Origin of the sequence: Corynebacterium sp. LaCa117 (assembly GCF_046717765.1) — a bacterium.
Lineage (GTDB): Bacteria > Actinomycetota > Actinomycetes > Mycobacteriales > Mycobacteriaceae > Corynebacterium > Corynebacterium kefirresidentii.
Genome location: NZ_CP177102.1, coordinates 693,644 through 717,794 on the forward strand (window position 1 = coordinate 693,644; position 24,151 = coordinate 717,794).

At 61.6% G+C, this 24,151-nt stretch carries 21 protein-coding genes; 11 read left to right on the forward strand and 10 right to left on the reverse strand.

What is annotated here, in order from left to right:
- Positions 1 to 3: 3 nt before the first annotated feature.
- Positions 4 to 768, reverse strand: a complete 765-nt coding sequence (locus ACLI1L_RS03515) for a GntR family transcriptional regulator (RefSeq protein ID WP_179386846.1) — start codon at positions 766 to 768, stop codon at positions 4 to 6.
- A gap of 200 nt (positions 769 to 968) precedes the next feature.
- Here ACLI1L_RS03515 and ACLI1L_RS03520 point away from each other — a divergent pair, with 200 nt between their 5' ends.
- Positions 969 to 1,505: a hypothetical protein gene (locus ACLI1L_RS03520; RefSeq protein ID WP_179386845.1), complete on the forward strand. Its 537-nt coding sequence runs from the start codon at positions 969 to 971 to the stop codon at positions 1,503 to 1,505.
- Here ACLI1L_RS03520 and ACLI1L_RS03525 read toward each other — a convergent pair.
- From ACLI1L_RS03525 to ACLI1L_RS03540, 4 genes are all read right to left on the reverse strand, one after another.
- Complete coding sequence (locus ACLI1L_RS03525) at positions 1,502 to 2,521, reverse strand: LLM class flavin-dependent oxidoreductase (protein ID WP_411708055.1); 1,020 nt, start codon at positions 2,519 to 2,521, stop codon at positions 1,502 to 1,504. The two genes, ACLI1L_RS03520 and ACLI1L_RS03525, sit on opposite strands and share 4 nt — an antisense overlap.
- A 195-nt stretch (positions 2,522 to 2,716) precedes the next feature.
- The gene (gene brnQ / locus ACLI1L_RS03530) at positions 2,717 to 4,117 is read right to left on the reverse strand and encodes a branched-chain amino acid transport system II carrier protein (protein WP_411708056.1); all 1,401 of its coding nucleotides are present in this window, start codon (positions 4,115 to 4,117) and stop codon (positions 2,717 to 2,719) included.
- Between the two features lie 204 nt (positions 4,118 to 4,321).
- Complete coding sequence (locus ACLI1L_RS03535) at positions 4,322 to 5,452, reverse strand: MalY/PatB family protein (protein ID WP_411708057.1); 1,131 nt, start codon at positions 5,450 to 5,452, stop codon at positions 4,322 to 4,324.
- 52 nt (positions 5,453 to 5,504) lie between these two features.
- Positions 5,505 to 7,415 carry an ABC transporter ATP-binding protein gene (locus ACLI1L_RS03540; protein ID WP_411708058.1) on the reverse strand — a complete coding sequence of 637 codons (1,911 nt, stop codon included), beginning with the start codon at positions 7,413 to 7,415 and terminating at the stop codon, positions 5,505 to 5,507.
- Positions 7,416 to 7,605: 190 nt separating this feature from the next.
- Between ACLI1L_RS03540 and ACLI1L_RS03545 the strand changes: the two genes are divergently transcribed.
- Positions 7,606 to 8,154 carry a hypothetical protein gene (locus ACLI1L_RS03545; RefSeq protein WP_005326421.1) on the forward strand — a complete coding sequence of 183 codons (549 nt, stop codon included), beginning with the start codon at positions 7,606 to 7,608 and terminating at the stop codon, positions 8,152 to 8,154.
- Positions 8,151 to 8,687, forward strand: coding sequence for an isopentenyl-diphosphate Delta-isomerase (idi, locus tag ACLI1L_RS03550; protein WP_005326422.1), 537 nt, complete (start codon positions 8,151 to 8,153; stop codon positions 8,685 to 8,687). The genes ACLI1L_RS03545 and idi overlap by 4 nt, the downstream gene beginning before the upstream one ends.
- On the opposite strand, the gene ACLI1L_RS03555 is transcribed toward idi, so the two are convergent.
- A complete protein-coding gene (locus ACLI1L_RS03555; RefSeq protein ID WP_005326423.1) occupies positions 8,688 to 9,986 on the reverse strand; it encodes an alpha/beta fold hydrolase in 1,299 nt (432 codons plus the stop codon).
- 38 nt (positions 9,987 to 10,024) lie between these two features.
- Here ACLI1L_RS03555 and ACLI1L_RS03560 point away from each other — a divergent pair, with 38 nt between their 5' ends.
- Entirely contained in the window at positions 10,025 to 10,240 is a 216-nt protein-coding gene (locus ACLI1L_RS03560; RefSeq protein ID WP_005324176.1) for a hypothetical protein, read from the forward strand.
- The gene (locus ACLI1L_RS03565; protein ID WP_005324177.1) at positions 10,233 to 10,472 is read left to right on the forward strand and encodes a hypothetical protein; all 240 of its coding nucleotides are present in this window, start codon (positions 10,233 to 10,235) and stop codon (positions 10,470 to 10,472) included. Before ACLI1L_RS03560 ends, ACLI1L_RS03565 begins: the two co-directional genes overlap by 8 nt.
- Before the next feature lie 35 nt (positions 10,473 to 10,507).
- Here the strand turns inward: ACLI1L_RS03565 and malQ are convergent, their stop codons facing one another.
- Entirely contained in the window at positions 10,508 to 12,631 is a 2,124-nt protein-coding gene (malQ, locus tag ACLI1L_RS03570; protein ID WP_411708059.1) for a 4-alpha-glucanotransferase, read from the reverse strand.
- Between the two features lie 94 nt (positions 12,632 to 12,725).
- Here malQ and ACLI1L_RS03575 point away from each other — a divergent pair, with 94 nt between their 5' ends.
- The 3 genes from ACLI1L_RS03575 to ACLI1L_RS03585 all read left to right on the forward strand — a co-directional run bounded on the left by ACLI1L_RS03575 (position 12,726) and on the right by ACLI1L_RS03585 (position 17,578).
- Entirely contained in the window at positions 12,726 to 14,558 is a 1,833-nt protein-coding gene (locus tag ACLI1L_RS03575; RefSeq protein WP_005324181.1) for an AMP-dependent synthetase/ligase, read from the forward strand.
- A 252-nt stretch (positions 14,559 to 14,810) separates the two neighbouring features.
- The gene (locus ACLI1L_RS03580) at positions 14,811 to 15,491 is read left to right on the forward strand and encodes a hypothetical protein (RefSeq protein ID WP_411708060.1); all 681 of its coding nucleotides are present in this window, start codon (positions 14,811 to 14,813) and stop codon (positions 15,489 to 15,491) included.
- 344 nt (positions 15,492 to 15,835) lie between these two features.
- A complete protein-coding gene (locus ACLI1L_RS03585; protein WP_411708061.1) occupies positions 15,836 to 17,578 on the forward strand; it encodes a hypothetical protein in 1,743 nt (580 codons plus the stop codon).
- Between the two features lie 225 nt (positions 17,579 to 17,803).
- On the opposite strand, the gene ACLI1L_RS03590 is transcribed toward ACLI1L_RS03585, so the two are convergent.
- The 3 genes from ACLI1L_RS03590 to ACLI1L_RS03600 form a co-directional block, all read right to left on the reverse strand.
- Positions 17,804 to 18,676, reverse strand: coding sequence for a hypothetical protein (locus ACLI1L_RS03590; RefSeq protein WP_200435346.1), 873 nt, complete (start codon positions 18,674 to 18,676; stop codon positions 17,804 to 17,806).
- A gap of 228 nt (positions 18,677 to 18,904) precedes the next feature.
- Entirely contained in the window at positions 18,905 to 19,963 is a 1,059-nt protein-coding gene (locus ACLI1L_RS03595; RefSeq protein ID WP_005324190.1) for a CNNM domain-containing protein, read from the reverse strand.
- Positions 19,963 to 21,357, reverse strand: a complete 1,395-nt coding sequence (locus tag ACLI1L_RS03600) for a hemolysin family protein (RefSeq protein ID WP_411708062.1) — start codon at positions 21,355 to 21,357, stop codon at positions 19,963 to 19,965. The genes ACLI1L_RS03595 and ACLI1L_RS03600 overlap by 1 nt, the downstream gene beginning before the upstream one ends.
- Positions 21,358 to 21,504: 147 nt before the next feature.
- On the opposite strand from ACLI1L_RS03600, the gene hemW reads away from it, so the two are divergent.
- From hemW to hrcA, 3 genes are all read left to right on the forward strand, one after another.
- Complete coding sequence (hemW, locus tag ACLI1L_RS03605) at positions 21,505 to 22,644, forward strand: radical SAM family heme chaperone HemW (RefSeq protein WP_411708063.1); 1,140 nt, start codon at positions 21,505 to 21,507, stop codon at positions 22,642 to 22,644.
- Between the two features lie 109 nt (positions 22,645 to 22,753).
- Positions 22,754 to 23,032, forward strand: a complete 279-nt coding sequence (locus tag ACLI1L_RS03610; protein WP_232212607.1) for a hypothetical protein — start codon at positions 22,754 to 22,756, stop codon at positions 23,030 to 23,032.
- Between the two features lie 10 nt (positions 23,033 to 23,042).
- Positions 23,043 to 24,092, forward strand: a complete 1,050-nt coding sequence (gene hrcA / locus ACLI1L_RS03615) for a heat-inducible transcriptional repressor HrcA (RefSeq protein ID WP_200435348.1) — start codon at positions 23,043 to 23,045, stop codon at positions 24,090 to 24,092.
- Positions 24,093 to 24,151: the final 59 nt, after the last annotated feature.

Here is a 24,151-nt window from a genome sequence, read left to right on the forward strand (position 1 = left end):
AACTTATGCAAAATTTCCAGGTGTGGGGATAACTTCTAGGGGTGAAACGCCCCCGCGCACGCTATTCATCGCCAGCTTCATGCGGTCCGCTCGGTAGAGATAGACCGCCAATTCCACCGGCTCGCCGGAGTGGTTGGAAATCTCCATCTGCAGCCGCCACAGCGGGGTACCCGTAGCCACGCCAAGCGCTTCAGCGTCCTCCGCATTGGCTTCTTCCAACGTGAGTTCGCGGCGCACATTATCAAAGTCCACGCCGCAATCGCGCAGGTGCGCATGAATGGATCCGGCATCTGCATCGAAGTCCAGGATGTGCTTTCCCACCACCATGGGGAAATACATGCGCTCGATGGCAATGGGGTGGTCTTCGGTATAGCGTACGCGGTGGACAAAGACGACATTTTGTTCTGGGTCTACGCGCAGAAAGCGGGTGATGTCTCGCGGCGCGCGGCGGCGAGCCAGCCACAGGGTGTGCTGCTGCGGATCCACGTCATATTCGCTCAGCCAGCTGGAAATGGAGTAAATCGATTCAAAAAGCTCTGCCTGGGTCGAGGCCAAAACGGTGGAGCGGCGCCCGCGGCCTGAGGACACTAGCCCTTCGGCCCGCAAAGCCGCAACGGCTTGGCGCACGGGTCCGCGGGAGGAAGAAAACTTCTCGCACAAATCTGCTTCACTAGGCAGGAAATCGCCTGGTTGCAGCACGCCGGAGCTGATCTGTTCTCGCAGGTAATAAGCGATCTTCTGATGCTGCTGTTTATCGCGTGGGCTCATTCAACCTTTGTCCTTAGTTTCTCCGGGGCCTTTCCCAGCGGAGCGAAACACAGTAATGCTATTCCATTTTGCAAAGGCGCGCTAATGCAACAGCGTCACGGAGAAACAACGCGTTGCCCGGGTAAAGGCGTTCAAATAATAAGTCACGCGCCGTCCGACCAGCACCGAGATGCTAGGCGAGCACGCTAGGCTATGTGACCGTGGACGAGAGCACCGAAACGATTGAAGTACGCGCGGCTAGCGGCAGCGCGCGCCTGGGCAAGGCGATAGCGGTGGCGGTCATCATCGCCGTCGCGCTGCTGGTTATCGGTGGGGTGCTTATTTACTCGGCGTTGCAGGAACCGGCCGATTCGCGCCTGCATTCCGTTTATCTCATTGCCGCGCTCATGCCCCTAGGCGGGGCGCTGTGCGCCATGCTGGCGGTGGTGGCCTCCGGGCGGCGCCGGGCACGTCCGGTGCTGCGGATCGGCGAGGAGATTTCCTTGCCCCACCAGCGGACCAGTTTCGCCGCCTCTGAGCTAGAGCGCGTGCAGTTCTATTCGCTCGGGCCGGATCAGAATTTCCTTGCCCTGATTCCAGGCGGGGTGCGCGTTTCTACCTTGGACGAGGCCCAACGGTATTCGGCCCGCCTGCCGGAGCAGGCGAACCTGGGCCCGCGGGAACTCGAGGGAAAGCTCCGGGAGCGGTTCCCCGGCGTTCCCATTGACCACTTGGGCCAGGTGCGGGCCGAAGACTAGCTCGGGGTGCCGGCTACGCGTGCCGGATCGAGCTGCCAGCCCTGCGCGAGCAGCTGCATATTCTTGATTACTTCTTCGTGCGAGCTGGACTGCAGAGAGACCATGAGCTCATCGGCCTTGGCGTGCTCTTGGAAGGTATCGAGGTAGGCGGCCACCTCATCGGCGGTGCCGACGGCGGAGTACTTCAACATGTCGAGGATCTGCTGGCCCTGGTACGAGCTGATGATCTGCTCTACCTGCTCGTCGGTGAGGTGCTTGCCGCGGCCGGCGAAGGCCTTGACGCGATTGAAGCACACGCGCTCGTATTCTTCCTGTGCCTCTTGGGTGGTATCGGCGGCAGTGACGTTGACGCCGGCAATGACATAGGGCTTGCTAAAGCGCTCGGAAGGCTGGAAGTGCTCGCGGTAGTAGGTGGTGGCCTGCTCGAGGTGCTGCGGGGCGAAGTGGGAGGCAAAGGCATAAGGCAGACCGAGCTTGGCGGCCAGCGAGGCGCCGAACATGGACGAGCCCAAAATATAGATAGGCACGTTGGTATTCGCGCCTGGAATGGCGCTGACTCCAGGGATATAGGACTTGCCCTCGAGGTAGGAGTTGAGCTCCTTGACGTCCTCGGGGAAGCGCTCGGCAGAGTGGGCGTCGCGGCGCAGCGCGCGGCCCAGGGTATTCATGTCCGTGCCGGGGGCGCGGCCCACGCCCAAGTCAATGCGCTCGGGGTACATTTCCTCCAAGGTGCCGAATTGCTCGGCGATGACATAAGGGGAGTGGTTGGGCAGCATCACGCCGCCGGAGCCCAAGCGGATGCGCTCGGTCTTCGCACCGATGTGGGCGATGAGCACGGCCGGGGAAGAGGACATGATGGACTTCATATTGTGGTGCTCGGTGTACCACATGCGGGAGTAGCCCAGTTTCTCTGCTTCCTGTGCCAATTGCACGGAGCGGGCGATGGACTGTGCTGGAGTTTCGCCCTCATAGATGGTGCAGAAGTCCAAGACGGAAAGATGCGCGCGTTCGGTCACGGTGGAGGGCCTTCCTTTGCTTCGGTAGGTGCTCTATAAGTTCTCTCCTTCCAACGGTACGCGCCGCTCGACTATTCCGGTCGGGGGCGATACGGCAGTGTGGAGTGGAGAACGGTAGGCACACAGAAAACTCCCCTCCGCCTCGGCGCTGCGATGCAGTGCGGAGAGGGAGGGGAGTGAAGCAGGAGAAGGGTACTAAGCCCCGGCGAGGGCCTCAGCCTCGGCCGGTTCTTCCGCTTGTCGGTTGGCGGCGGCGTGCTTCTCGCCGGCCTTGGTGGCGATATCGACAGCGAGGCCGATAACTGCCGCGATAGCGGTAGGAACAATCCAGCCCAAGTCCACGGACTGGCCGGGCGCCAGGCTCAAGATGGGATCGAGTGCATCGGCGCCCCAGCCCTGTGCGGCGATGACGGACAGAGCCGACCACAGCACCGATACCCACAGCGCCAGGCGGTAGGTCCAGTAAAAGACGACGGACTTCTTCACCATCGGCTGGATCAGGGTGAGGGCGATAAGGGAGATGGCCGGTGGGTACAAGAAGGTGATGAACGGAACCGCGATGGACAGCACCGTATCCAGGCCCTGGAAGGCAAAGAGGATGGATAGCGCGGTAAACAGGCACGCCCACACGTGGTACTTGACCTTGGGCATGAGCATCTCGAAGAAGGCCGACGTGGAGGTGATAAGGCCCACCGCGGTGGTCATGCAGGCCAGAATGACGATGGCAGAGAAGACGGCCTGGCCGATGGTGCCCATGGTGAGATTGGCGGCGTCGGCAAGCAGGGGCGCTCCCGACTCATAGGACTGGCCATTAGGAATGGTTTGGCCTACCCAAGCCAGACCGAGGTAGATGGCGGCCAATAGGCCGCCGGCCACAAGTGCGGCGGTGATAGTGCCGTTAACCAGGGACTTCTTGGTCTTAAAGCCCTTGGAGCGCAAAGAGCCGACAATCACGATGGAAAAGGCCAAGCCGGCAATCGCGTCCATGGTGTTATAGCCCTCGAACAGGCCGGTGACCATGGGGGAAGAAGAGTAATCCTCAGTAGGGGCCTGGGGATCGCGACCGTTGCTAAAAGCGGCCAAAGTGATAAGGACGATCAGCAGCGCTACTAGGGCTGGGGTAAGGAACTTGCCCAAGGTATCGATGATGGTGTTTGGGCTCCAGGCCAGCACTAAAGCGATAAGGAAGAAGATGATATTGAAGATGCCATTGGCCATCGTTCCTTCCCAGCCCAGAAGCGGGGTGATGGCGGTTTCCATAGAAACGGCGCCGGTACGCGGCAGGGCGTAGAAAGCACCGATGGCCAGGTAGGCCATCACGGAAAAGACCAGGCCGAAGAGGGCGCCGCCGTTAGAGCTCAGGTCGCGCACGGAGCGGCCAGAAATGGCAACGGCAACAATAGCTAGGACCGGAAGGAGCACGCCGGCGGCAAGAAAGCCGAGGACGGCGGGCCAAAAGTTGGTGCCGGCCGAAACGCCCACCATGGGCGGGAAGATGAGGTTGCCGGCGCCGAAGAACATCGAAAACAGCATCAGCGACGCAATTACGATGGTGGCGCCGGGCTTAGAGGTGCTTGACGCAACTGGGGTAGCCATTGTGGCTCCTTAATTTTCCATGTACAGCTAGAATGCGAGGAAGCTTTCCCATTCCGCCGAGGGTGGTGGCGGAGGCGGGGTGCCTCTTCGCGGTCCGAGGTGGCGGGTCACGCCTGTTCGTGTAATGAGACATTACCGCCCACATGGTGAGAAATCAAAGCGTGGGGGTGACGCAGAATACATGGTGGCTCCAGCTGGGCGGGCCTAATCGAGGTCTGCGAAGGCGCGTTCCATTCGGTCGAGCGCTTCCTCCAAGATTTCGCGCGAGGTAGAAAAGTTCAACCGCGCATGGCCCGGCCCGCCAGTGCCGAAGGTATCGCCCTCATTGAGCGCCACCTTGGCATTCTCGCGCAGCCACTTGGCCGGCTGCGGATTGCCACCGATGGCGGTATCGGCAAAGTCCAACCACAGCAGGTAGGTGGCATCCGGTTTGCTGGTCTTGAGGCCGGGGATGCGCTTGGGCAGCTCCTCCACTAACCAATCTCGGGTCTCGCGCAGGTAGGCCACCTCCTCATCGAGGAAGTCGCCGCACTCGCGGTAGGCGGTCTCCGCGGCCAACACGCCCAAGGTGCCCGTGCCATCCTTGGCCACGCCAGAAAGGCAGTTCCAGGTTTGAACATCGGCCGCGTTGGAGAAAATCATCTGGGCGCACTTGAGCCCGGCGGTATTAAAGGCCTTGGACGTAGCGGTGACCGTGATGGTGCGCTCCGCGGCCGCCGCGCCGAGCGAGGCTACCGGGATATGCCGGCCCTCATAGACCAGCGGGGCATGGATTTCATCGGCCAAGATGCGCGCGTCATACTTTTCCGCCAGTTCTACCAGGCCGGTGAGGTAGTCCTCGTCCAAGACGCAGCCGAGCGGATTATAGGGATTGGCCAGCAAAATAGAGCCCGCGCCCGCTTGGAAGGCGCGCTCAATATCGTCGAGCTCCAAGCTGGTCTCGATCTTCTCGCGGCCCGCAGTGCGTGGTAGCTCCAAAAGCGGTGGGTAGGAGGGAACCGGCACGATCACAGGGGAGTCCTTGCGGGTGAAGTACTGCACACCGAGCAACAGGCCGCGCACCACATCGCCGATCCAGAAAATATGGTCGGAGTTGGGGCGCCAGCCGTAGCGCGTGTCATAAAAATCAGCCACAGCCTCGCGCAGCCCCGAGGCCTTGGGCGCTGGGGTATAGCCAAAGGTTTCCTTATCCACCAAGTCTTCCAGCGCCTTCTTTACGGCGGGTGCGGTGGGGAAATCGGACTCCGCGATCCACAACGGCAGGACGTCTTCCTCGAAGACGGTCCACTTGCGGGTTCCGCGGGCTTGCAACTCTTCTAGGCTAGGAAACTCCATGGCCATAACCATAACGCGAAGCCCGCGGCCACCCCAGCGCTTTTATGCGCTTTTATTCATCTGCCTTGTCGGCCCACCGGGAGTCCTCCTCCTCGTCTTCGGATTCGGAGGCAGGGCCGGAGACAAAGCCATACTTCTTCAACCGGCGGCGGTCCGCGGCCGAGGTGGATTGGGTGAGCTTGAGTAGCTCGGCATAAATGCCACCGGATTGCGCCAGTTCGGCCGGCGAGCCCATCTCATCAATACGGCCGCGATCCAGGGTGATGATGGTATCCACATCCGCAATGGTGGACAGGCGGTGGGCAATAATGAGCGTGGTGCGGTCCTTCATCAGCTCATCCAGGCCGGCCTGCACGGCGCGCTCGGACTTGGTATCCAGCGCCGAAGTAGCCTCATCCAGTACCAGGATGGGCGCGTCCTTGAGCATGGCGCGAGCCACAGAGACGCGCTGCTTTTGCCCGCCGGATAGCTTGAGGCCGCGTTCGCCAATGACAGTGTCATAGCCCTCCGGGAAGGCTTGGATGAACTCACGGGCATTTGCCCGCTTGGCGACGTCCACGATTTCCTCTTCCGTGGCACCCGGCTTGCCATAAGCGATGTTCTCGCGAATGGTGCCGGAAAAGAGGTAGGACTCCTGGAAGACCACGCCCACTGAGGCGCGCAGGCGCGAGGCGGTGAGATCGTCTACTCGGTGCCCCAGTACATCCAGGTGTCCGGCCGAGGGATGGTAAAGGCCTAGCAAGAGGTTGACCAACGTGGACTTGCCGCCGCCGGACTCGCCCACGAGCGCCACCTTGTGGCCCTCAGAGGCGGCGAAGGAAATATCCTCCACCACGGGCTTGCCCTCCTCGTAGGCGAAGGAGACGTGATCAAAGGAGAAGACCGGCGCGCCGGGTGTGGGCTCCAGCGGGCTGACCGGGGTGAGGTCGAGCTGCGGGGTATGCGAACCGGTGGTGGCCGCAACCAGCTCGCGCGGGGCGGTGGGCTCGAGCTCTTCTTCCATGACCTTGAAGTAGTCCTTGGAACCGGCGATGGCGCGCTGGGCGGTATCGACAATCCAGCTCATCATAAAGACCGGCTGCTTTGCGCTCGAAACCATCTGCAGCAGCATGACCATATCGCCCAAGGAGAAATGCCCCTCGAGCGTGCGCCAGAAGATAACGCCGTAAATGCCGAGGAAGATAACCGCCATGGCTAGGCCACGGAAGGTATCCATCATGTGCCACCAGCGCGACTGTGGCTTGGTGGTATCGACCACGGTGCGGTAGCGCTGGGCAAAGTGGGAGAGTTCGCGGGTTTCGCTCACGAAGGACTTGGCCACCTTGACCTGGCCGATGACCTCCGCGAAGCGGCCGTTGGCGACGTCAATATTTTCGTTTTTGACCGCCTCAAACTTCTGCCAGCGCTTTGAGGTGAGCGCGGTAAGCCACATATAGACCGGAAAGAGTAGCGCGAGCAGGATGGCCAGCGGCCAGTAATACCACGCGGTAATGGCCAGCACCGCGAGGGTCTGGATGATCATCGTGAAGAAGTTATTGGCAAAGGACTGCACGAACTGCGTGATATTGGCAATCGAGCGATCCAGCCGGGCGATGATCGTGCCGGTGACCTGGTTATCGTAATAGCCCTGTGGGAGGGCCAGCAGCTTGGCAAAGTAGCGCGTGGACAAAATCTCGCGCAGGCGCGAGACCATGACATCGCCGATGTAGCCGCCGATATTGCGGAAGAGGGCATTGGCGGCGTCGGCAAGAAAAAGCGCCACTGCCAGCAACAGCACCGTGCGCAGCGCATCGCCCAGTGGGGCGTCGTTCTGCAGGGCGTCCACGATGGTATCGGTGGCTTCGCGCGTCAAAAACGGCGAGACCAGTGCAACGACCGCCGTTATCGTGGCGGTCAGCAGCACGCCTAGATAGTAGGGCCACAGGGCAGAGGCACTGCGGGTAATGCGCAAAATGGAATTCATAAGTAGACCACACTCACTTCGAAACGGCGGTTAGTGCGCGGAATTAGGGAAAAGGAGGGAGAGATTTAAGCGACTGCCCAGTATGCCACATGCGGCGTTAACGAGCGTAAATACTTAAGTTCAGGGTGGTTTAGGCTAAGGTACTTGTGCAGAAATACAACAATCTTCGCGTGCAAAGGATCCATCCACGGTGAAAATTTCCCACACACTCGGCGCGGGCGTAGTCAGCGTACTCGCCGTGACCCTGACCGGATGTAGCGTTCTCCAGCCGGAAGAAACCGGGCTGGGGGACCATATCACCGTCTCCAGCTCCGAAGAGGCCCCGTACGAGGCCAAGGACACCGACGATAAGGAAGTCACCTCTAATCTGGGCGAGCCGGTAGAGGATAAGGGCCTTGGTGTGAGCTGGGAGTTGCAGGGTGTGTATACCGATAGCAACACCGGTGGCACCGTAGTGACCATTCTGCTCAAGAATAAAAACGATGTGCCCCTGCCTGTCGACGCCTTTGAGGACCCCACCCTGGAGCGTGCCGACGGCAACGGCGGCTGGGCCAAGATCAACTCCTTGCCCTATGACAAGGAATCTGCCCCAGACGTGGAGCCCCCGGGACTCGATCTCCCGCTGGGTGCAGGCGCTTCGGTCAACCTGCAGTACCGCTTTGACGTGACGCCTGGCAACCTGTGGAATGCGCGCTTGCACATTGGCAACGTGACCTGGGTAGGAGACCTTAATCTATGACGGAACTTGTAGTCTTGGCCTCTGCCGCGGGTAAACCCATCGGCACCGCTCCCAAGGCCGAAGTTCATACCACTGATACCCCGCTGCACTTCGCCTTTTCTGCCTGGTTGACCTGCGGTGGCAAGGTGCTGGTCACCCGCCGCGCCCTGAGCAAGCGCACCTGGCCCGGCGTGTGGACCAATGCCTTTTGCGGCCACCCCGCACCCGGCGAGGAGACCGCGGATGCGGTGCTGCGCCGCGCTTCCTTTGAGCTGGGCATTGCGCCGGCGGATCTGTCCGCCCCGCGGCTTATTCTGCCGGACTTTTCCTATCGCGCGGTGGATTCCTCCGGCACGGTAGAAAATGAAATCTGCCCGGTATATACCGTTGAGCTTGCTGCCGACGCCGCCTGGGAGCCCAATCCCGACGAGGTCGATTGTTTCCAATGGGTCGAGCCGGCACGGCTCTTCGCCGCCGCTGATGCCATGCCCGGTGTCTTTAGCCCGTGGATGATTGATGAGCTAGCGGACGAAAAGCTGCGTGCTGCGCTGTAATTAAAGCTCGTCGTCGTTGTAGAAGGCGGCGGCCACGTAGTCCAAGGTGGCATAGGCTAGGCGGCGCTCGCCCGTATCCAGGTCAAATTCCAGCACCTGGTGGTCATCGCCGTAGCGGGGGAATCCGGGCTCGCCCGTGGTGGCATAGTGGCGCAACCACTCGTTGAGCTCACCGGCGGGAGCGTTGTTCGCCTCCTCGCCTCCGCTGCCGCCAAAGAGCGGGTTCAACTCGGCGCAGTGCACCGCGGGCGAATCAGAGCGGGTAAATTCCATCATCCAGGTCGGTCCCGGAGCATATTCGGCTACCTGGGCTGTCCAGCGGCGCACGGCGGCATCACCGATGAGGCGGCCCATCGGCCGCTGCGGATCGACGTAGTGCGCCAATTGCTGCCACTGCTTGAAGCGCCCCTGCGAAATCCCAAACTTGGGTGAAAAGTAGCTGGTAATAAAGCCCGCCAGCGCCATCTTGTCAATGCGCTGGGCCGCAGGCATGTTGTAGAACTCATCGCGGGTAGACGTCACCACGATAGGGATATCCGCCAATTCTTCGGCGCGCAGTGGTGCGGGGCCCAAGGCAACGTCGAAGCGGTACTTCTTGCGGAATTTGGCATAGCCCTTGGCCAGTGATTCAGGATCCATCTTTTCCAGCGCCTGGCGCGTGACCGGCACGCCTAGGGCCCGGCGCAGGTCGGTGATGCGATGCTCAAAACGGTCGCGCGGGAATGCCGGCGAGAGCGCCAGCACGCGGCGGAAACCGCCCCGGAAGTGATCGCGGCGTGCGAGCCACAAGCTCATCGCTGCCCCAGCGGATTGGCCTACCAAGGTGATATTGGTCTTATCGCCGCCAAAGGCCTCGATATTGTCCTGTAGCCACTCCAAGGCCAAGAGGCAATCATCGATGCCGCGGTAGCGGTCCGCCTCGTCGCCGTCGAAGCGCGCGAAGCCAGCCAAGCCCACCCGGTAACCCACGTTGACCTGGATTACCCCGTGGCGGGCATTCTTTTCCCCCGACAGGCGTGGATCCTCGTGCGAGCCGTGCTCAAAGCGGCCGCCGTGAATAAAGACCACGACGGGGCACTCGGCGGCGTCGGCAGGCGCGGTAATGCTCAGCGCAATGTCATTTGGGCGCGGCTCGCGGGCATCCTGATCAAAGGCGCCATCCAGCGGCTCGGCAGGCGAGTAGGGGCTGGGGATGGTGCTATAGCGCACCGAGTGGAAGTAGTGCAGGCCATCGCGGCGCACGCCGGTGATCCGGCCGGAGGCGGTGGTGACGGTAACGGGAATCTGGGCGCTCGACATGTCAGCCAGATTACCGCGAGCAAGTAGGATAAGTAGCCATGGAGTGGTTGACGAGCTTGGGCAGCACGCTATCGCAATTGTTGGTGCAGGCGCCCGTGTGGATTCAAATGGTCATCGTGGTGGCCATCGCCGTGCCGCTCATGGTGGTCATAGCGTGGTGCCTGATGTGGGCGGTTGACCGCGTGGCCAATCGGGCCGCCGGAGTGATTTCCCAGCAGCGCAGCCGCAGCACTAAGGTAGACCATCATGGCTGAGGAAAATAACGAGCGCGCGCGGCAGGAGCGCGCCGAGCTGCGCGCTAACCCCCGCGAGGGCCTTTGGGACCCCGAAGCCAAGCGCGCCGGCCAGTCTTCCGCCCCGGCAACTAAGCCCGGCGCCCAGCCGGCAAAGCGCAAGCGCGCCCTGCCCAAATCCCGCGTCTCTCTCACACTGTGGACGATGATCGCGCTGGTCATCGTCGTTGCCCTCATCGGCCTGTGGACCTAGACGCGCCCACTGCGCGCAGAGGCTTAGGCCCAGCGCTAGTCCTTCCTGCTGGTGGCTGCTAAGCGCTGGAAGAATTCCAATCCGGGAAGATCCTCGATAAGCAGGGCAGTGCCGTTGGTATCGCATAGCGGCACGCACCAATTGGGATAAAGCTCGTGCGTGGTGCCCGGCTGATTCTGCGCACGTACATCGCCCACCATGTCCACCAAGCTGGTGCAGGCAAGTGCTGAAGGCGTGCCCGCAATATAGCGGTGCAGCGCCACAGAAATGTCTTCCTCCGCGCCGCGGGAGGCGCGCTCGGCCGGATCCACTAGGTAATCGCGCTGCGGCAAGAGGCCTCGGTCCGCTACCGCGCCCAATACGCGGGCCTGCCACTCAATGTCATCGCGCTGCTCGTCCTCCACCGAGCGGGTCAGCACGCCTAAGCGCGCGCGGAGGGAAATATGATCGCCGCGCAGGTACGCCAAGGTCGGCGGCAGATCGTGGGTATTGACCGAGGACAGCGCCAGCTGGCGATACTTGTCCTGCGGCAGCGGGGAGTAGTCATCATCGTCGCGCTCAAACCACACGATGGAGGTACCCAGCACCGCCTTCTGCGCGAGCACGTCTTGTACCCACGGCTCGACGGTGCCGAGGTCCTCACCGATGACCACCGCACCGGCGCGCTGCGCCTCTAGCGCCAAGATGCCCACCATGGCCTCAAAATCATAGGAGACATAGGTGCCCGTCAGCGGGCTGGCCATGCGCGGGATCCAATACAGACGGAAAAGCCCTAAGATGTGGTCCACGCGCACCCCGCCGGCATGGCGCAGCACGGTGGAGAGCATCTCGCGCCACGGGGCATAGCCCGCGGCGGCCAGGCGCTGCGGGTGCCACGGCGGCTGCGACCAATCCTGGCCCTGCTGGTTATAGTCATCCGGCGGGGCACCCACCGAGCACTGCGGCGCCAAATACTCAGTGAGGTTCACGGCATCGGCGCCGCCCGGGTGCACACCCACGGCAAGATCAGTCACCAGGCCCAGGCGCATGCCGGCATCGAGCGCGCGCTGCTGCGCGGCGGCCAGCTGCTCATCGCACAGGAACTGCAGCCAGGAATAAAAGCGCGTGAGCGTGTCCATGTCCAGGCCTTCGGCATGGCGCTGGCCCGACTGTGCGGCGGCGTCTTGTTGCGCACACCAATATGCGAAATCGCGCAGGCCGCGGCCTTCCTCGCGGGCGTAGCGCACGAAGGCCTCTTCGCGCTCCGGGGAGGGCTGGTAGTTAAAGAGCTCGCGCAGCACCTGCAGCTTGGCCTCAAAAATGGTGTCGCGGTCAATCTCCTCGGCGCTGCGATTGCGCTGGCGAAACTCCTCGGCCAGCTCGCGCACATCATCCTGCAGGTCCTCCGGCAGGAGCTTGAGCTCCGGGATGGATTCGATGTGCAGGTAGAGCGGGTTGATAAAGCGCCGCGTGGTGGGCAGGTACGGCGAGTCCTCCACCGGCGGAAGCGGCTCGGCCGCATGCAGCGGGTTGACCAGCAAGAAATCCGCGTGCGGGGCCAACGTTTCTGCCAACTGCCCCAAATCCTGGAAATCGCCGATGCCCCAGGAGGATTCCGAGCGCACCGAATACAGCTGCGCCATCACGCCACTGATTGGGCGCTCCACAAACTCATCGGCCGTGGAAAGTCGCGCCGGGGTGATAATCAGCGGGCAGGCATGCTTGCCGATGCCCCCGGACTCCAACACCAGCTCGTGGTACCCCATGGGCAGATCGCCGGGGATGTGGAAGCTCGCCTCGCCCCACAGGGTGCCATCAACGTCAGCATCCGGGGCGTCATTGGGGTCTTGGTAGACCTCGCGGGTGCCTCCTTCCTCCAGCTCAATGTGTACGTTGGCGGCATCGCCCGCGTGCACGTGGACCACGAACCCGCGTTCCTGACCCTGGGGCGCGACAACGCAGTGGGGTAGGGGCTGGGAGGAGCGGTCCAGGTAGTCGTCGTAAAGCAGCTGCGTTAGCGCCGCATCGTCCGGATTGTCATCGATGGCCACGCCCAAAGCGCGCAGGGTATAGGTAATAGTGTCTTCAGCGACGTGGACGGGGAAACCAGACTGGGAGGTATAGCTGGTGGCCACGCCGTGGCGCTGAGCGAGTTCTTCAAGCAAGTCGCGGGTAGTCACAGGCCACATTGTGCCACGGGGACAACGCGCCTGCTGGGAAACAGATTGGTACAGTAGGCGGAGATTAATAATTAGCTGTTCGAAAGGACACCGCGTGACCCTGCAAGAAGTGCATACCCCGGCGCAATTTACTATCGAGCCGGGCGAAACCTGCCTGACCGCCCTCATGGACACCGCGAAGAAGCGCCCTCACGGCGTCATGTTCACCCGCCCGGCTAACTACGAGTGGGTCAACGTCACGGGCAAAGAATTCATCGATGAGGTCTTTGAAGTAGCCCAGGGACTTATCGCCCTAGGCGTGCAGCAGGGGGACCGCGTCGCCCTCATCTCTGCCACCCGCTATGAGTGGTCCCTGCTGGACTTTGCCATCTGGGCCGCGGGTGCCGCCTCCGTGCCGGTCTACCCGTCCTCATCCGCCTCCCAGGTGCGCTGGATCATCGAGGACTCCGGCGCCGTGCTCGCCATTACGGAAACCCGCGAACACTCCGAGCTGGTCGAAAACCTGGTGCTGCAAGAAGACGGCGAACCCAACCTCAAGGGCTCCCCATCGCAGCTGCGTCGCGTGCTGGAGATCAACTCCTCCGCCATCGATACCTTGAAGTTCGAGGGCCGCGGCGTGGCCGCCGACGAGGTCTACGCCCGCATTAAGGCCACCTCCACCGATGACCTGGCCTCCCTGGTCTATACCTCGGGCACCACCGGTCGCCCCAAGGGCTGCATCCTGACCCACCGCAATTGGCTGGCCCAGACCCGTGGCCTGTGCACCAACCCGATTGGCATCTTCGCCGTGCCGGGCAGCCACACCCTGACCTTCCTGCCGCTGGCCCACGTCTTTGCCCGCGCGGTATCCATTGCGGTGGCCATGCGCGGCGCCTCCCAGAATCACTGGTCCGACTTTTCCACCATCTCCATCGAATTCGCTCGCTCCCGCCCGAATGTCATTTTGGGCGTGCCGCGCGTCTTTGAAAAGGTGCGCAACTCTGCCGCCGCTAAGGCGGCCGATTCCGGTATCAAGACCCTGCTCTTTGAGCAGTCCGAGAAGGTAGCCATCGAGTACTCCAAGGCTTTGGATAAGCCGGAGGGCCCGGACCGCCTCCTGAAGGCCAAGCACAAGGTCTTTGACAAGCTGGTGTACTCCACCATCCGCAATGGCGTGGGTGGCAACGTGAACTACTGCATTACCGGTGGCTCGGCCATGGGCCATGACCTGCTGCACTGGTACCGCGGTATCGGCATCCCGGTCTATGAGGGCTACGGCCTGACCGAGGTCGCCGCCGCGGCCGCAGTGGACTTTGTGGATCAGTCCATCGGCACCGTTGGACCGCCGATGGGTGGCGTGACCTTCCGCATCAACGAGGAAGGCGAAATCTGCATCAAGGGCGATATCGTCTTCCACGGTTACTGGAATAATCCGGAAGCCACGGCCGAGGCCCTTGAAGATGGCTGGTACAACACCGGCGACTTGGGCGAGATTGATGAGGACGGCAAGCTCGTTATCACCGGCCGCAAGAAGGACCTCATTGTCACGGCCGGCGGCAAGAATGTCTCGCCCGGCCCGATGGAGGATATCTTGCGCGGGCACCCGCTTATCTCCCAGGCCATGGTGGTAGGCGATGGCAAGCCCTTCGTCGGCGTGCTGCTGACCCTGGATCCGGACATTTTGAAGCGCTGGAAGCTGGACCACAACATTCCGGAGAATCGCTCCATGCGCGAGCTGGCTACCGATCCGACCCTGCGCGCGGAGCTGCAGGATGCCATCAACCAGGTCAATGCCACCGTCTCCCACGCGGAGGGGATTAAGAAGTTCTACATCCTCGAATCTGACCTTACCGAGGAAGAAAACGAGCTGACCCCCACCATGAAGGTCAAGCGTAACGTGGTTTCGCAGCGCTATGCCGCGGCCATCGAGCACCTGTACAAGCGCTAGTCCGCGCGACGGGTACACCCGAGGGAATTCCCTCGGGTGTTTCTTTTTGCCCTGCTTGCCGACGCCCCCTTCTGCAGCTCACCCCACCATCCTCACCCCAGTGCGGGCGAACCTGCCATAAACCTGTGAATGGCTTCGGAGTGTCGCGCGCTCGCGGCGGCGGATCTCGCATAAAGTCGTGAGGCGTTACAGCAAACCTCAACCTCTACTAGAGGTTAGAAATGGGACCGTGGAAGGAGTGGCTCGAAGCCAATGCACAAAATCGCCGCCGAGCTGCGCCACCGCGAGCTTACGCAAGAGATTTACAATATCGGCGACGAAGTCGCAGAGTACCTCGAGCACCTCATTGAAGCCATCGAGGATTGGGACGAAGAGCTGTGCATGGATTGCCTAGCTGAGCTGGGCGATATCGTCGAAGATGCCCGCGTTGACTCCGGCCGTTGTGTAGGCGAGCTGATGGGCCTGCGCCAAGCCCTTGTCTCCGGCGTGCGCTCGGGTACCATTTCCGCCGCTTCTTCCGGCGTGAACGACGTGGAAGAGCCGGAACAACTGACCCCGCGCCTGCTGGATGAGCGATTCCCCATCTCTAAGCCCATCGTGGTACACGAGCTGGCCGAGTCCCTGCGCTCTCGCACCCAGACCGTGGCGGATTACCTCCGCGAGGTAGTCGAGTACGTGCTCGCGCAAACCGACGCCGTGGCCCGCAACCTCGACATGGTCTCGCTGCCGCACTTGTATAAGCGCACCGGCGAGTCCGCCCTCATTGCGGTCCAAGCGTGGAAGCACACGGTGCTGGATACCCACCCGGCCTATGTCCGCACGATGCGCGGGCATAAACCACCGCAGTTCTTAGAAGAGCGCGCCCGCGTTGCCGCAGTGGTGGAAAAGGTCCGCGCTAAGCGCGAGGCGGCCCGCCGGGCTACAACTGCATAAACCCCATAGACTTCCTTGTTTCACGCAAGGGGATGTTCACGGCCACCGAGATTCCCTCTCTCGGTGGCCGTTGAAGTTTTCTGCGCTAGGGCGCCCCGATTCGGGGAAGCAGTTAGGGAAATTTTAGGTTAACAGCCGTTCCATATAATTTCTGTTATGCCTGTTCAGTGGGTTGGGTTGTGTATCCAGCGGTATTGTTGCTGGATCAACCTTAAAATCTAAGTAGAAAATACTCTCAACGCGCTGTAGGGTAATTCCCGTCCAAGCGAACGCCGTGACCTAGCAGCATCCACACGCGGCGCGCGCAATCACATTCTTTAACCACATCTACAGGGAGTTAAACCATGGGCGCACGCCGAACTTCTCGCCTCATTGCCAGCGCAGTGGCCGTAGCCACCTTCTCTTCCATCACTGTTGTGCCTAACGCCGTCGCCGCCGACGACACCACCTTTGTCGAGGAAAAGACCACCGACGATACCGTTAGCCTCAACGGGATCGAATTCGATGAGAACGGCAAGCTGCTCGAGGAAAACAACGCCGGCGATAAGGCGATGGAAGAACTCGACGCAGAAGAAGACGCCGCCGAGTCCATCACCCCGTACGCAGTAGACGGCGCGGAGGAGACCGCCGAGGCTCCGGCTTCCGAGGAGTCTGCAAAGCCAACCACCCTCGAGGAACTCGCACAGACTGAGGCCTCCAACGGCGACGTCAACGTCAAGGTGGTCAAGGATGAGCAGAAGGACAAGCTTGTTTGTGAGGTCACTGATGCCCCTGACAAGGAAGGCAACATGCTCGACCTTAAGCTTGCGCTGGCTAAGGCCTTCTACGATGGCGGCGAAAAGATCCTCAAGACCGTCTGGGAGATCATCCCGGTTGTCGGCGACCTCGTTCCGGCTGATTTCATCGATAAGATTTCCGGTAAGACCTGGGACGGCATTGCCAAGCTGGTCAAGGAAGGCGAGAAGGACAAGACCGTTACCTGGGATCTCTCCCGCGCCCAGGGTATGGCCATCGGCCGTATCGATAACGCCGATGCCGACGTTGATATGAACAACCCGGATGGTGCTAAGAAGACCGTCTCCGGCCTGCTTAAGTTCGCCGACGGCGCCTTTGGCAAGGGCACCAAGGTTATCTTGAAGCTCTTTAATGCAGCCGTTACCATCGCCGGCCTGGTTCCAGGTGCGAGCGTCGCCGGCGACCTGAAGCTGAGCAAGGACCAGCAGAAGAGCATCGAAGACTCCCTGAACAACATCTCCACCGCAGCTTCCGATCTCGCAGCCGTGAACGCCCCAGCCGGCCAGCTGTGCTCCGATATGCTCAACGGCAAGAAGACCAAGGACCAGCCTGCCGAGGAGAACCCTTCCGAGGAGCCTTCTTCTGAGGAGACCACTTCCGAGGCTCCGGCTTCTGAGGATGCTATCTCTGAGGAGACCACCCCGTCTGAGTCCGCAGAAGAGACCTCCACCGAGGAGACCTCCGCTGAAGAAACGGCCACCGAAGAGCCGACCTCCGCAGAAGAAACTTCCGCTGAAGAGCCGACCTCTGAGGAATCCACCGAACCTTCCACTACCGAAGCTGCGGTTGTTCCGGGCAAAGACGGCCAGGACGGTAAGGACGGCCAGGATGGCGTAGACGGTAAGGATGGCCAGGATGGCCGCGACGGTCGCGATGGCCGTGACGGTCGTGACGGTAAGGATGGCGAGAACGGCCGCGATGGACGCGATGGTCGCGACGGCGAAGATGGCCAAGACGGTAAGGACGGCCGCGACGGCGAAGATGGCCGAGACGGACGTGATGGCCGAGACGGTCGCGACGGCGAAGATGGCCAAGACGGTAAGGACGGCCGCGACGGCGAAGATGGCCGAGACGGACGTGATGGCCGAGACGGTCGCGACGGACGTGACGGCCGCGATGGCATCAACGGTAAGGACGGCAAGGACGCAGACATGTCTTCCGTCGCAGGGTTCTCCTTCCTGGCTGCGCTCGTAGGCGGCGGCACGGTGCTGGGCATCCTGTCCACCATTGACTACCTCTACACCCACGGCATGCTGCCGAAGAACAGCGTCCCATGGCGCATCAACCAGTAAGACCTTCCTGTTGAGGCATTAGCTGGAAGTAGTAGAGCCTCCGCGAGCATGCGCTCGCGGAGGCTTTTTCTTATTGCGGGCGAAGTCTCGGTGGGTTCTCTTGCAAGGCATTCGCCATTACCCGCCCTTCGCGCTCACCGGCGCAGCCGACTCCGCGGCGAAAGCACCGCTGGTGAGCGCGAAGGGCGGCGGGGTAGAGGATGGCGGGAGGCAGGAAGCGTGGACTTAGGCAGAACGCGCGGCCTCTTGTCTGGCGGAGATGGTGGAAATGAGGTCGGTCAGGAAACGAGTGGGGTGGTCGATGAGCTGCCGCGGGGTGTAGCAGAGGACGGTGAAGCCGGCCTCGCGCAGACGTCGGTGGCGCTCACGCTGATGGGGAAGTGCCTTCGCAGGGATGATGTCGATGAGGTAGGCGCTGTTGATGCATAGGGCGGTTGTGATGCCAGGCAGCGCGGTGAACGGCGCCTCGAAGAACATGGGCCAGGGGAAATCGGCCTCAATGAGGAGGGCGCGGGCGAAAGACTCGTAAGGAGAGCGGGAAAGGGAAGAGGCGTGGTGGATTACGGCGCGGACGATGCGGCTATTGCGCACCCGGCCCATGCGGGCGAACTCTTCCTTGAGGTCTTCTCGGCTCAGGCCGGAGCGCAAAGCCGAGTCGGCGGCGATGAGGCCGTCGGTGAAGCCGTGGTAGCGGGCGACGTCGATAACCGCGCGGGCCTTGGAAACGCAGCGGGTGCCGTCCACGAGGATGGGCTCGGGAAGTAAAGCCTTGCGGTAGATGCGCTCGGGATGGCGGCGGTCCTTGTGGGGAAGCGTATTGGTGGGAAGGGCCATTTCAATCTTTTCCTCGGCCGTGGCGATGACCCACAGCCCGTGGACGCGGGCGGCGGACTTGGAGATGAGCACCGCGGTATAGGCGCTGCGGGCGGCGGCGATGGCGCGCAGGCGCAGCTGGGAGGGGAAGTCGAGGCAATGGTAGTGATCGCGCCGGACCGCGATGCGCGGTGCGAGTTTGAGGTAGGTGCCGTTTTTCAGGTCGGTCCAGAAGGTGGGGTGGTTGGCGCGGATGGAGTCGATATTGGTCAGTGGTGGTGTCATGCCTCCTAGGAAAGGGCACGCTGCCGGCCGGCGCGAGGAGGTGGCGGCCGGGCCTGTGGATAACAAGGCCGCAGGGAAAAGCGAGTGAGCGAAGTGGCGGGTGGGAAAGTTTCGGCCACAGTTATCCACAGTCGGGAGCAACATCCCTTGCGCGTGGGTGCAAAAACGGCAACGCCCGCGCCGGCCACAATGAAGCGGGCACGGGCGCGGGCGAGGTCGCGGCAGGAACTAGACGGCCGGGGGAGGGGTGACCTTGTCTAGCTGCTCGGTAATCTGCGGCCATAGTTGGCCCATAATGTCGTCCCAAGTGAGGATCCACACGGCGTTGTCTTTATCGGCCTTGCCCACCATGACGAGCTGTTCATTGCGCGCACGCATGTGGTCCAGTGTCTTTTGCACGGTGGTGGAAGAAGACACGGACAGGGCAGGGCGGGAGAACTCGAGTACCGGAGTTTCCGGCTCGGCCAGCAGGGTATCGCGCACGTGGACCACGCGCGGGACTCGGGAGTCCTTAGGGAAGACCAGCACGCGCATGATGTTCTTGCGCACAACGAGGTCTTGGAGGTCTTCCACGGTGGCGTCGGAAGGCAGGGGCACTACCTCAGAGCCATGCTCGCGGGCCATGGCACCCACGGTGGAGTTTTCCAACTCGATGACATCGGAAATCTGGTTGGCGGACTCATCGTCCAACGCACCGGTCTCGCGGGAGTGCTCGACCAAGGTGCGCAGGGTTTCGGCGTCGTATCCGGCCGCACCGGCGCGGTCGACGGGCTCTTCGCCGGCCAGGGACACCATTTTGTTGGCCATGACGTTGATCCACTTCAGCAGCGGGCGGAAGATCCACACGAAGCCACGTGCGGGGACCGCGATGAACTGCAGGGCGGTCTCCGGGTGGGTAATCGCCCAGGACTTCGGCGCCATCTCACCGAGTACGAGGTGGAGGAAGGTGACGATGAAGAGGGCGAGGAGGAAACTGACGACGTCGGCAATGCCCAGCGGCAGGCCCGCGGCCTCCAGCGGCGCCATGAGCAGGTGGTGCACCCAGGGCTTGGTTACAGCACCGAGCACAAAGGTGGCGGCGGTAATGCCCAGCTGCGCGCCGGCGAGCATGATGGTCAGCTCATTGAGCGAGCGCAGGCCGGCGCGGGCGGTGCGGGAGTTTTCCGCATCCTCTTCCAAACGGTTGCGGCGAGCGCCCATCAAGGAGAACTCGATAATCACAAAGAAGCCGGAAGCGGCGATGATGAGCAGGGTAACAAGGAGGTTAAACCACCAAGATTCGGTCATTATGCATCCTCCTTCTCATCGTCATCATCGGAGTGGTCGGAGTAATCCTCCACCAGCTCGATGGCAAGGACGGACGGCACGTGGCGGTCCACCTCTTGCACCCGCAGGCGGATGGAGCGAACGGGCGCCTCATCGTGGTCCACCCAGTCATCGGGCTCGGCTTCGAGCTGGATGGTGTGTTCCTCGCCTACCTCGGGCAGCGCACCGGAGTGGGCGATGATGAGGCCGGCGACGGTCTCGAAGTCGCCCTCAGGCAGGTCGTGGCCGATGGCGCGCTCGATTTCATCAATGGGCGTATCGCCATCTACCACCCAGTGGGAATCGTCCTGCTCCGTGATTTCCTCGGTCTCTTCGATATCGTGCTCATCGGTGACATCGCCCAAGATTTCCTCGGCCAAGTCCTCCATGGTCACGATGCCTACGAAGCCGCCGTATTCATCGATGACGCAGGCCATCTTTTGCTCGCTATCGCGCAGTTCTTCCACGACATCTGGTAGCGGCATCAGCTCGGGTACCACGACGGGGTCCTGCATGATGCTGGTCGCCTTGGTGGCGGGGGGAAGGTCGCTTCCCAGGACGTCGATAAGATGCACCACGCCCACCGGGTTATGTTCGTCATCGATGATGGGGTAGCGGGTGTGCTCGGACGACATCATCTCGCGAACCTCACCAAGGGTGGTGTCTGGGTCAATGACGTCCACGCGGGAGCGCGGGATCATGGCATGCTCTACGTCGTGCTCAGGGAAATCCAGCAGGCGGTCGAGCACCATATAAGTATTCTCATCCAGATCGCCGGCCTCATGGGAGGAATCCACGATGGATTCCAAGTCATCGGCGGTGGCGGAGGAGTCCACGTCTTCTACTGGCTCGATGCCAAAAACCTTGAGGATGGCATTGGAAGAGTACTCAAAGAAGTGGATGAGCCAGCCGAATAGCTGCAGGTAAAGCTGCGTGGAGGAGGCCAGCCAGCGCGCCGTCTTCATAGGGGCGGCGATGGTGTAGTTCTTGGGGAAAAGCTCCGCGAAGAGCATGGTTGCAATCGTGGAGATGAAAAGCGCCAGGATGGTGCCCACGGTGATAGACACCGCGGTCGGCACACCAACGCCGCCGAGCAGGACGCCCAGTCCTTGGCCCACAAGCGGCTCGGCCACATAGCCGATGAGCAGGCCGGTAATAGTAATGCCGAGCTGCGCGCCGGAGAGCATGAAGGAGGTCTGCTGGGTAATAGCCAGCGCGCGCTGCGCCGTCTTATCCCCCTCAGCAGCCTGGGACCGCAGCTGTGTGCGATCCACGGACATAAAAGAAAATTCCTGGGCCACGAAGTATGCATTCGCGACGATGATGAGGCCGATGACTGCAAATCCGGCCAGGATCATCAAAATAGCCGATAACATGATTTACTCCCCACCGCCTAGAAGGAGGTAGGGACATCGACTGGGAGGTTCCACTGAGGGTGCCTTTCTACTTGGGAAGATGCAAACATACTACATGCTTAACCCCCCTTTCGGCCATTTTGTTCCCGCCCTATTAGGGTTTTATCCATGACTGAACCCTTCGGGCTGTATATCCACGTTCCTTTCTGCGCCACTCGTTGCGGGTATTGCGATTTCAACACCTATACCCCAGGAGAGCTCGGCAGCCCGCGCGATCTCACCGGGCCTTACCTGGATGCCTTGGACCGCGAGCTGGAGTTGGCGGCCGCGCGCGTAGGCCGCTCGGCCGAGACCGTCTTCATTGGCGGCGGCACGCCTTCTTTGCTGGGCGGGCAGGGGCTGACCCGGATCCTTAACACCGTCCGCTCCACCTTCGGCTTGGCGCCCGGAGCGGAGGTCACCACCGAATCCAACCCGGAGTCCACCTCGCCGGAGTATTTCGCCCAGCTTGCCGACGCCGGCTATACCCGCATCAGCCTCGGCATGCAGTCCGCTTCCCCCGGTGTTCTCCAAGTCCTAGAACGCGCCCACACCCCTGGACGCGCCTTCGCCGCCGCTCGCGAGGCTCGCGCCGCCGGCTTCGAGCACGTCAACCTGGACATGATTTATGGCACGCCCACCGAAACGGATGACAATGTGCGCGAAACGCTAGACCGCGTGCTGGAGACCGGTGTGGACCACGTCAGCGCTTACTCGCTCATCGTCGAAGACGGCACCCGCATGGCTCGCAAGGTCAACAAAGGCATCTTGCCCGCTCCTGATGAGGACGTGCTGGCCCGGCGCTACGAGATGATTTCTTCCACCCTCGAGGCGGAAGGTTTTGAGTGGTACGAGGTCTCCAATTGGTCCAAGCCCGGTGGCGAGTGCGAGCACAACCGCATCTACTGGGTAGATGGCAATTGGTGGGGCGCAGGCCCCGGCGCCCACTCGCACTTAGGCAACGAGCGCTTCTTTAACGTCAAGCATCCTTCGCGCTATATCGACGCCCTTGGCCGCGGCGAGCTGCCCATAAAGGAAACCGAAGCGCTCACTGAGGCCGACCGCCACATGGAAAAGGTTATGCTTGGCCTGCGCCTGCGCGAGGGTATCCCGGAGGCCTGGCTTGATGTCCACGCCGCCCCCGCCCTCGAGCGCTTTATCGGCCGCGGCCTGCTCGAGCGCGCCGACGATCGCGTACGCATCACCAAGCCCGGCCGCCTGCTAGCCGATGGCATCATCACCGATCTCCTCGTCGCCGAAGAAACCTAATCCTCGTTCCCAGACCTTTAGACTTAGTCCAGTAGAAACCAAACCAGTTAGTTTTGACTCAGTCGATGAGAAACCTGTTAGTCCGCCATTTTCTTGTTAGTCTTTTGCCGTGACTGGCGGACTGGTTCCTTCAGGCGCAAGCTTCTTCCAAGCTCGCTGGGATCGAGCTACGCCAGCTGAAAGAGACTATCTCAGTGCCATGGCAGCCTTAGGCGATGGTTCAGCGGAAACGAAAGAAATCGGTGAACGTCTGGGGAAGGATAATAAAGCTCTTGGTCCGGTGCGGGCTAAGCTCATAAACAAAGGTCTCATTTATTCCCCTGAACACGGCAAAGTCCGATACACCGTGCCGAATTTCAAAGAATTTATCATTCGCCGAAGCGAATAGGAGCGCCATAGTGTCTACCTCAACCGATGCCCGCCGCAAGGAAGTCCTGCGCGCCATCGTGGCGGACTATATTGCCTCCCAAGAGCCCGTTGGCTCTAAGTCGCTCTTGGAGCGCTACCAATTGGGCGTCTCCTCGGCCACCATCCGCAACGACATGGCCGTGCTCGAATCCCAAGGCCTTATCTCCCAGCAGCACGCCAGCTCCGGCCGCGTGCCCACCCAACAGGGCTACCGCCACTTTGTCGACTCGTTGCATGAGGTCAAGCCGCTTTCGGCCCCAGAGCGCCGCGCCATGCTCAACTTCTTGGAAGACGGCGTCGACTTGGAGGATGTGCTGCGCCGCTCGGTGCAGCTACTGGCGCAGGTGACGAAGCAGGCGGCCGTCGTCCAGCTGCCCAATCTCAAGGTCTCGCGCGTCAAGCACTGCGAGGTCGTGGCGCTGTCCCCGGTGCGCCTGCTGCTGGTGCTCATCACCGATAACGGCCGCGTGGACCAGCGCAATGTGGAGCTCGATGAAATCATCGACCAGGACCAGACCTTCCGCCTGCGCGACATCGTCAATAGCGCGCTGGTGGGCAAGACGCTTAGCGACGCCTCCGTGGAGCTCGCCCACCTCGTCGATGACGCCCCCTTGGATATCCGCCACCATGTGCTCAAGGTGGCCACCACGCTCATCGAGACCCTGGTGGAGCAGCCCTCCGACCGGCTGATTATGGCCGGCGCCTCCAATCTCACGCGCGTGGCGCGCGAGTTTCCAGAAGGTTTACCCAAGATTATTGAGGCGCTAGAGGAACAGGTCGTCGTCCTCAAGCTGCTCGCCCGCGTGCCCGATTTGGGCAACGTCTCCGTGGTTATCGGTGAGGAAAACGAGGAAGACCAGCTGCGCCAAGCCTCCGTGGTGGCCACGGGCTACGGACTGGGCACGGGCGATGAGGTGGCCACGCTGGGCGGCCTTGGCGTGGTGGGGCCTACCTTTATGGATTACTCGGGAACAATTTCTAAGGTCTCTGCCGTTGCACGGTATGTGAGCGAAATTTTGGCCGGCGAGCAGTGCGAGTAAACTGGCTGGCCGCGCATTATTTTTTCAAGTTAACCCCAACAAGACGAATTAGAAGGAAT

Bases quoted from the DNA above. Each gene is read 5' to 3' on its own strand.
- ACLI1L_RS03590 (WP_200435346.1), bottom strand. From the start codon at position 18,676: ATGACACCACCACTGACCAATATCGACTCCATCCGCGCCAACCACCCC.
- brnQ (WP_411708056.1), bottom strand. From the start codon at position 4,117: ATGGCTACCCCAGTTGCGTCAAGCACCTCTAAGCCCGGCGCCACCATC.
- ACLI1L_RS03560 (WP_005324176.1), top strand. From the start codon at position 10,025: ATGGAGTGGTTGACGAGCTTGGGCAGCACGCTATCGCAATTGTTGGTG.
- ACLI1L_RS03515 (WP_179386846.1), bottom strand. From the start codon at position 768: ATGAGCCCACGCGATAAACAGCAGCATCAGAAGATCGCTTATTACCTG.
- ACLI1L_RS03580 (WP_411708060.1), top strand. From the start codon at position 14,811: ATGCACAAAATCGCCGCCGAGCTGCGCCACCGCGAGCTTACGCAAGAG.
- ACLI1L_RS03540 (WP_411708058.1), bottom strand. From the start codon at position 7,415: ATGAATTCCATTTTGCGCATTACCCGCAGTGCCTCTGCCCTGTGGCCC.
- ACLI1L_RS03535 (WP_411708057.1), bottom strand. From the start codon at position 5,452: ATGGAGTTTCCTAGCCTAGAAGAGTTGCAAGCCCGCGGAACCCGCAAG.
- ACLI1L_RS03595 (WP_005324190.1), bottom strand. From the start codon at position 19,963: ATGACCGAATCTTGGTGGTTTAACCTCCTTGTTACCCTGCTCATCATC.
- ACLI1L_RS03600 (WP_411708062.1), bottom strand. From the start codon at position 21,357: ATGTTATCGGCTATTTTGATGATCCTGGCCGGATTTGCAGTCATCGGC.
- ACLI1L_RS03585 (WP_411708061.1), top strand. From the start codon at position 15,836: ATGGGCGCACGCCGAACTTCTCGCCTCATTGCCAGCGCAGTGGCCGTA.
- hemW (WP_411708063.1), top strand. From the start codon at position 21,505: ATGACTGAACCCTTCGGGCTGTATATCCACGTTCCTTTCTGCGCCACT.
- ACLI1L_RS03565 (WP_005324177.1), top strand. From the start codon at position 10,233: ATGGCTGAGGAAAATAACGAGCGCGCGCGGCAGGAGCGCGCCGAGCTG.
- ACLI1L_RS03555 (WP_005326423.1), bottom strand. From the start codon at position 9,986: ATGTCGAGCGCCCAGATTCCCGTTACCGTCACCACCGCCTCCGGCCGG.
- idi (WP_005326422.1), top strand. From the start codon at position 8,151: ATGACGGAACTTGTAGTCTTGGCCTCTGCCGCGGGTAAACCCATCGGC.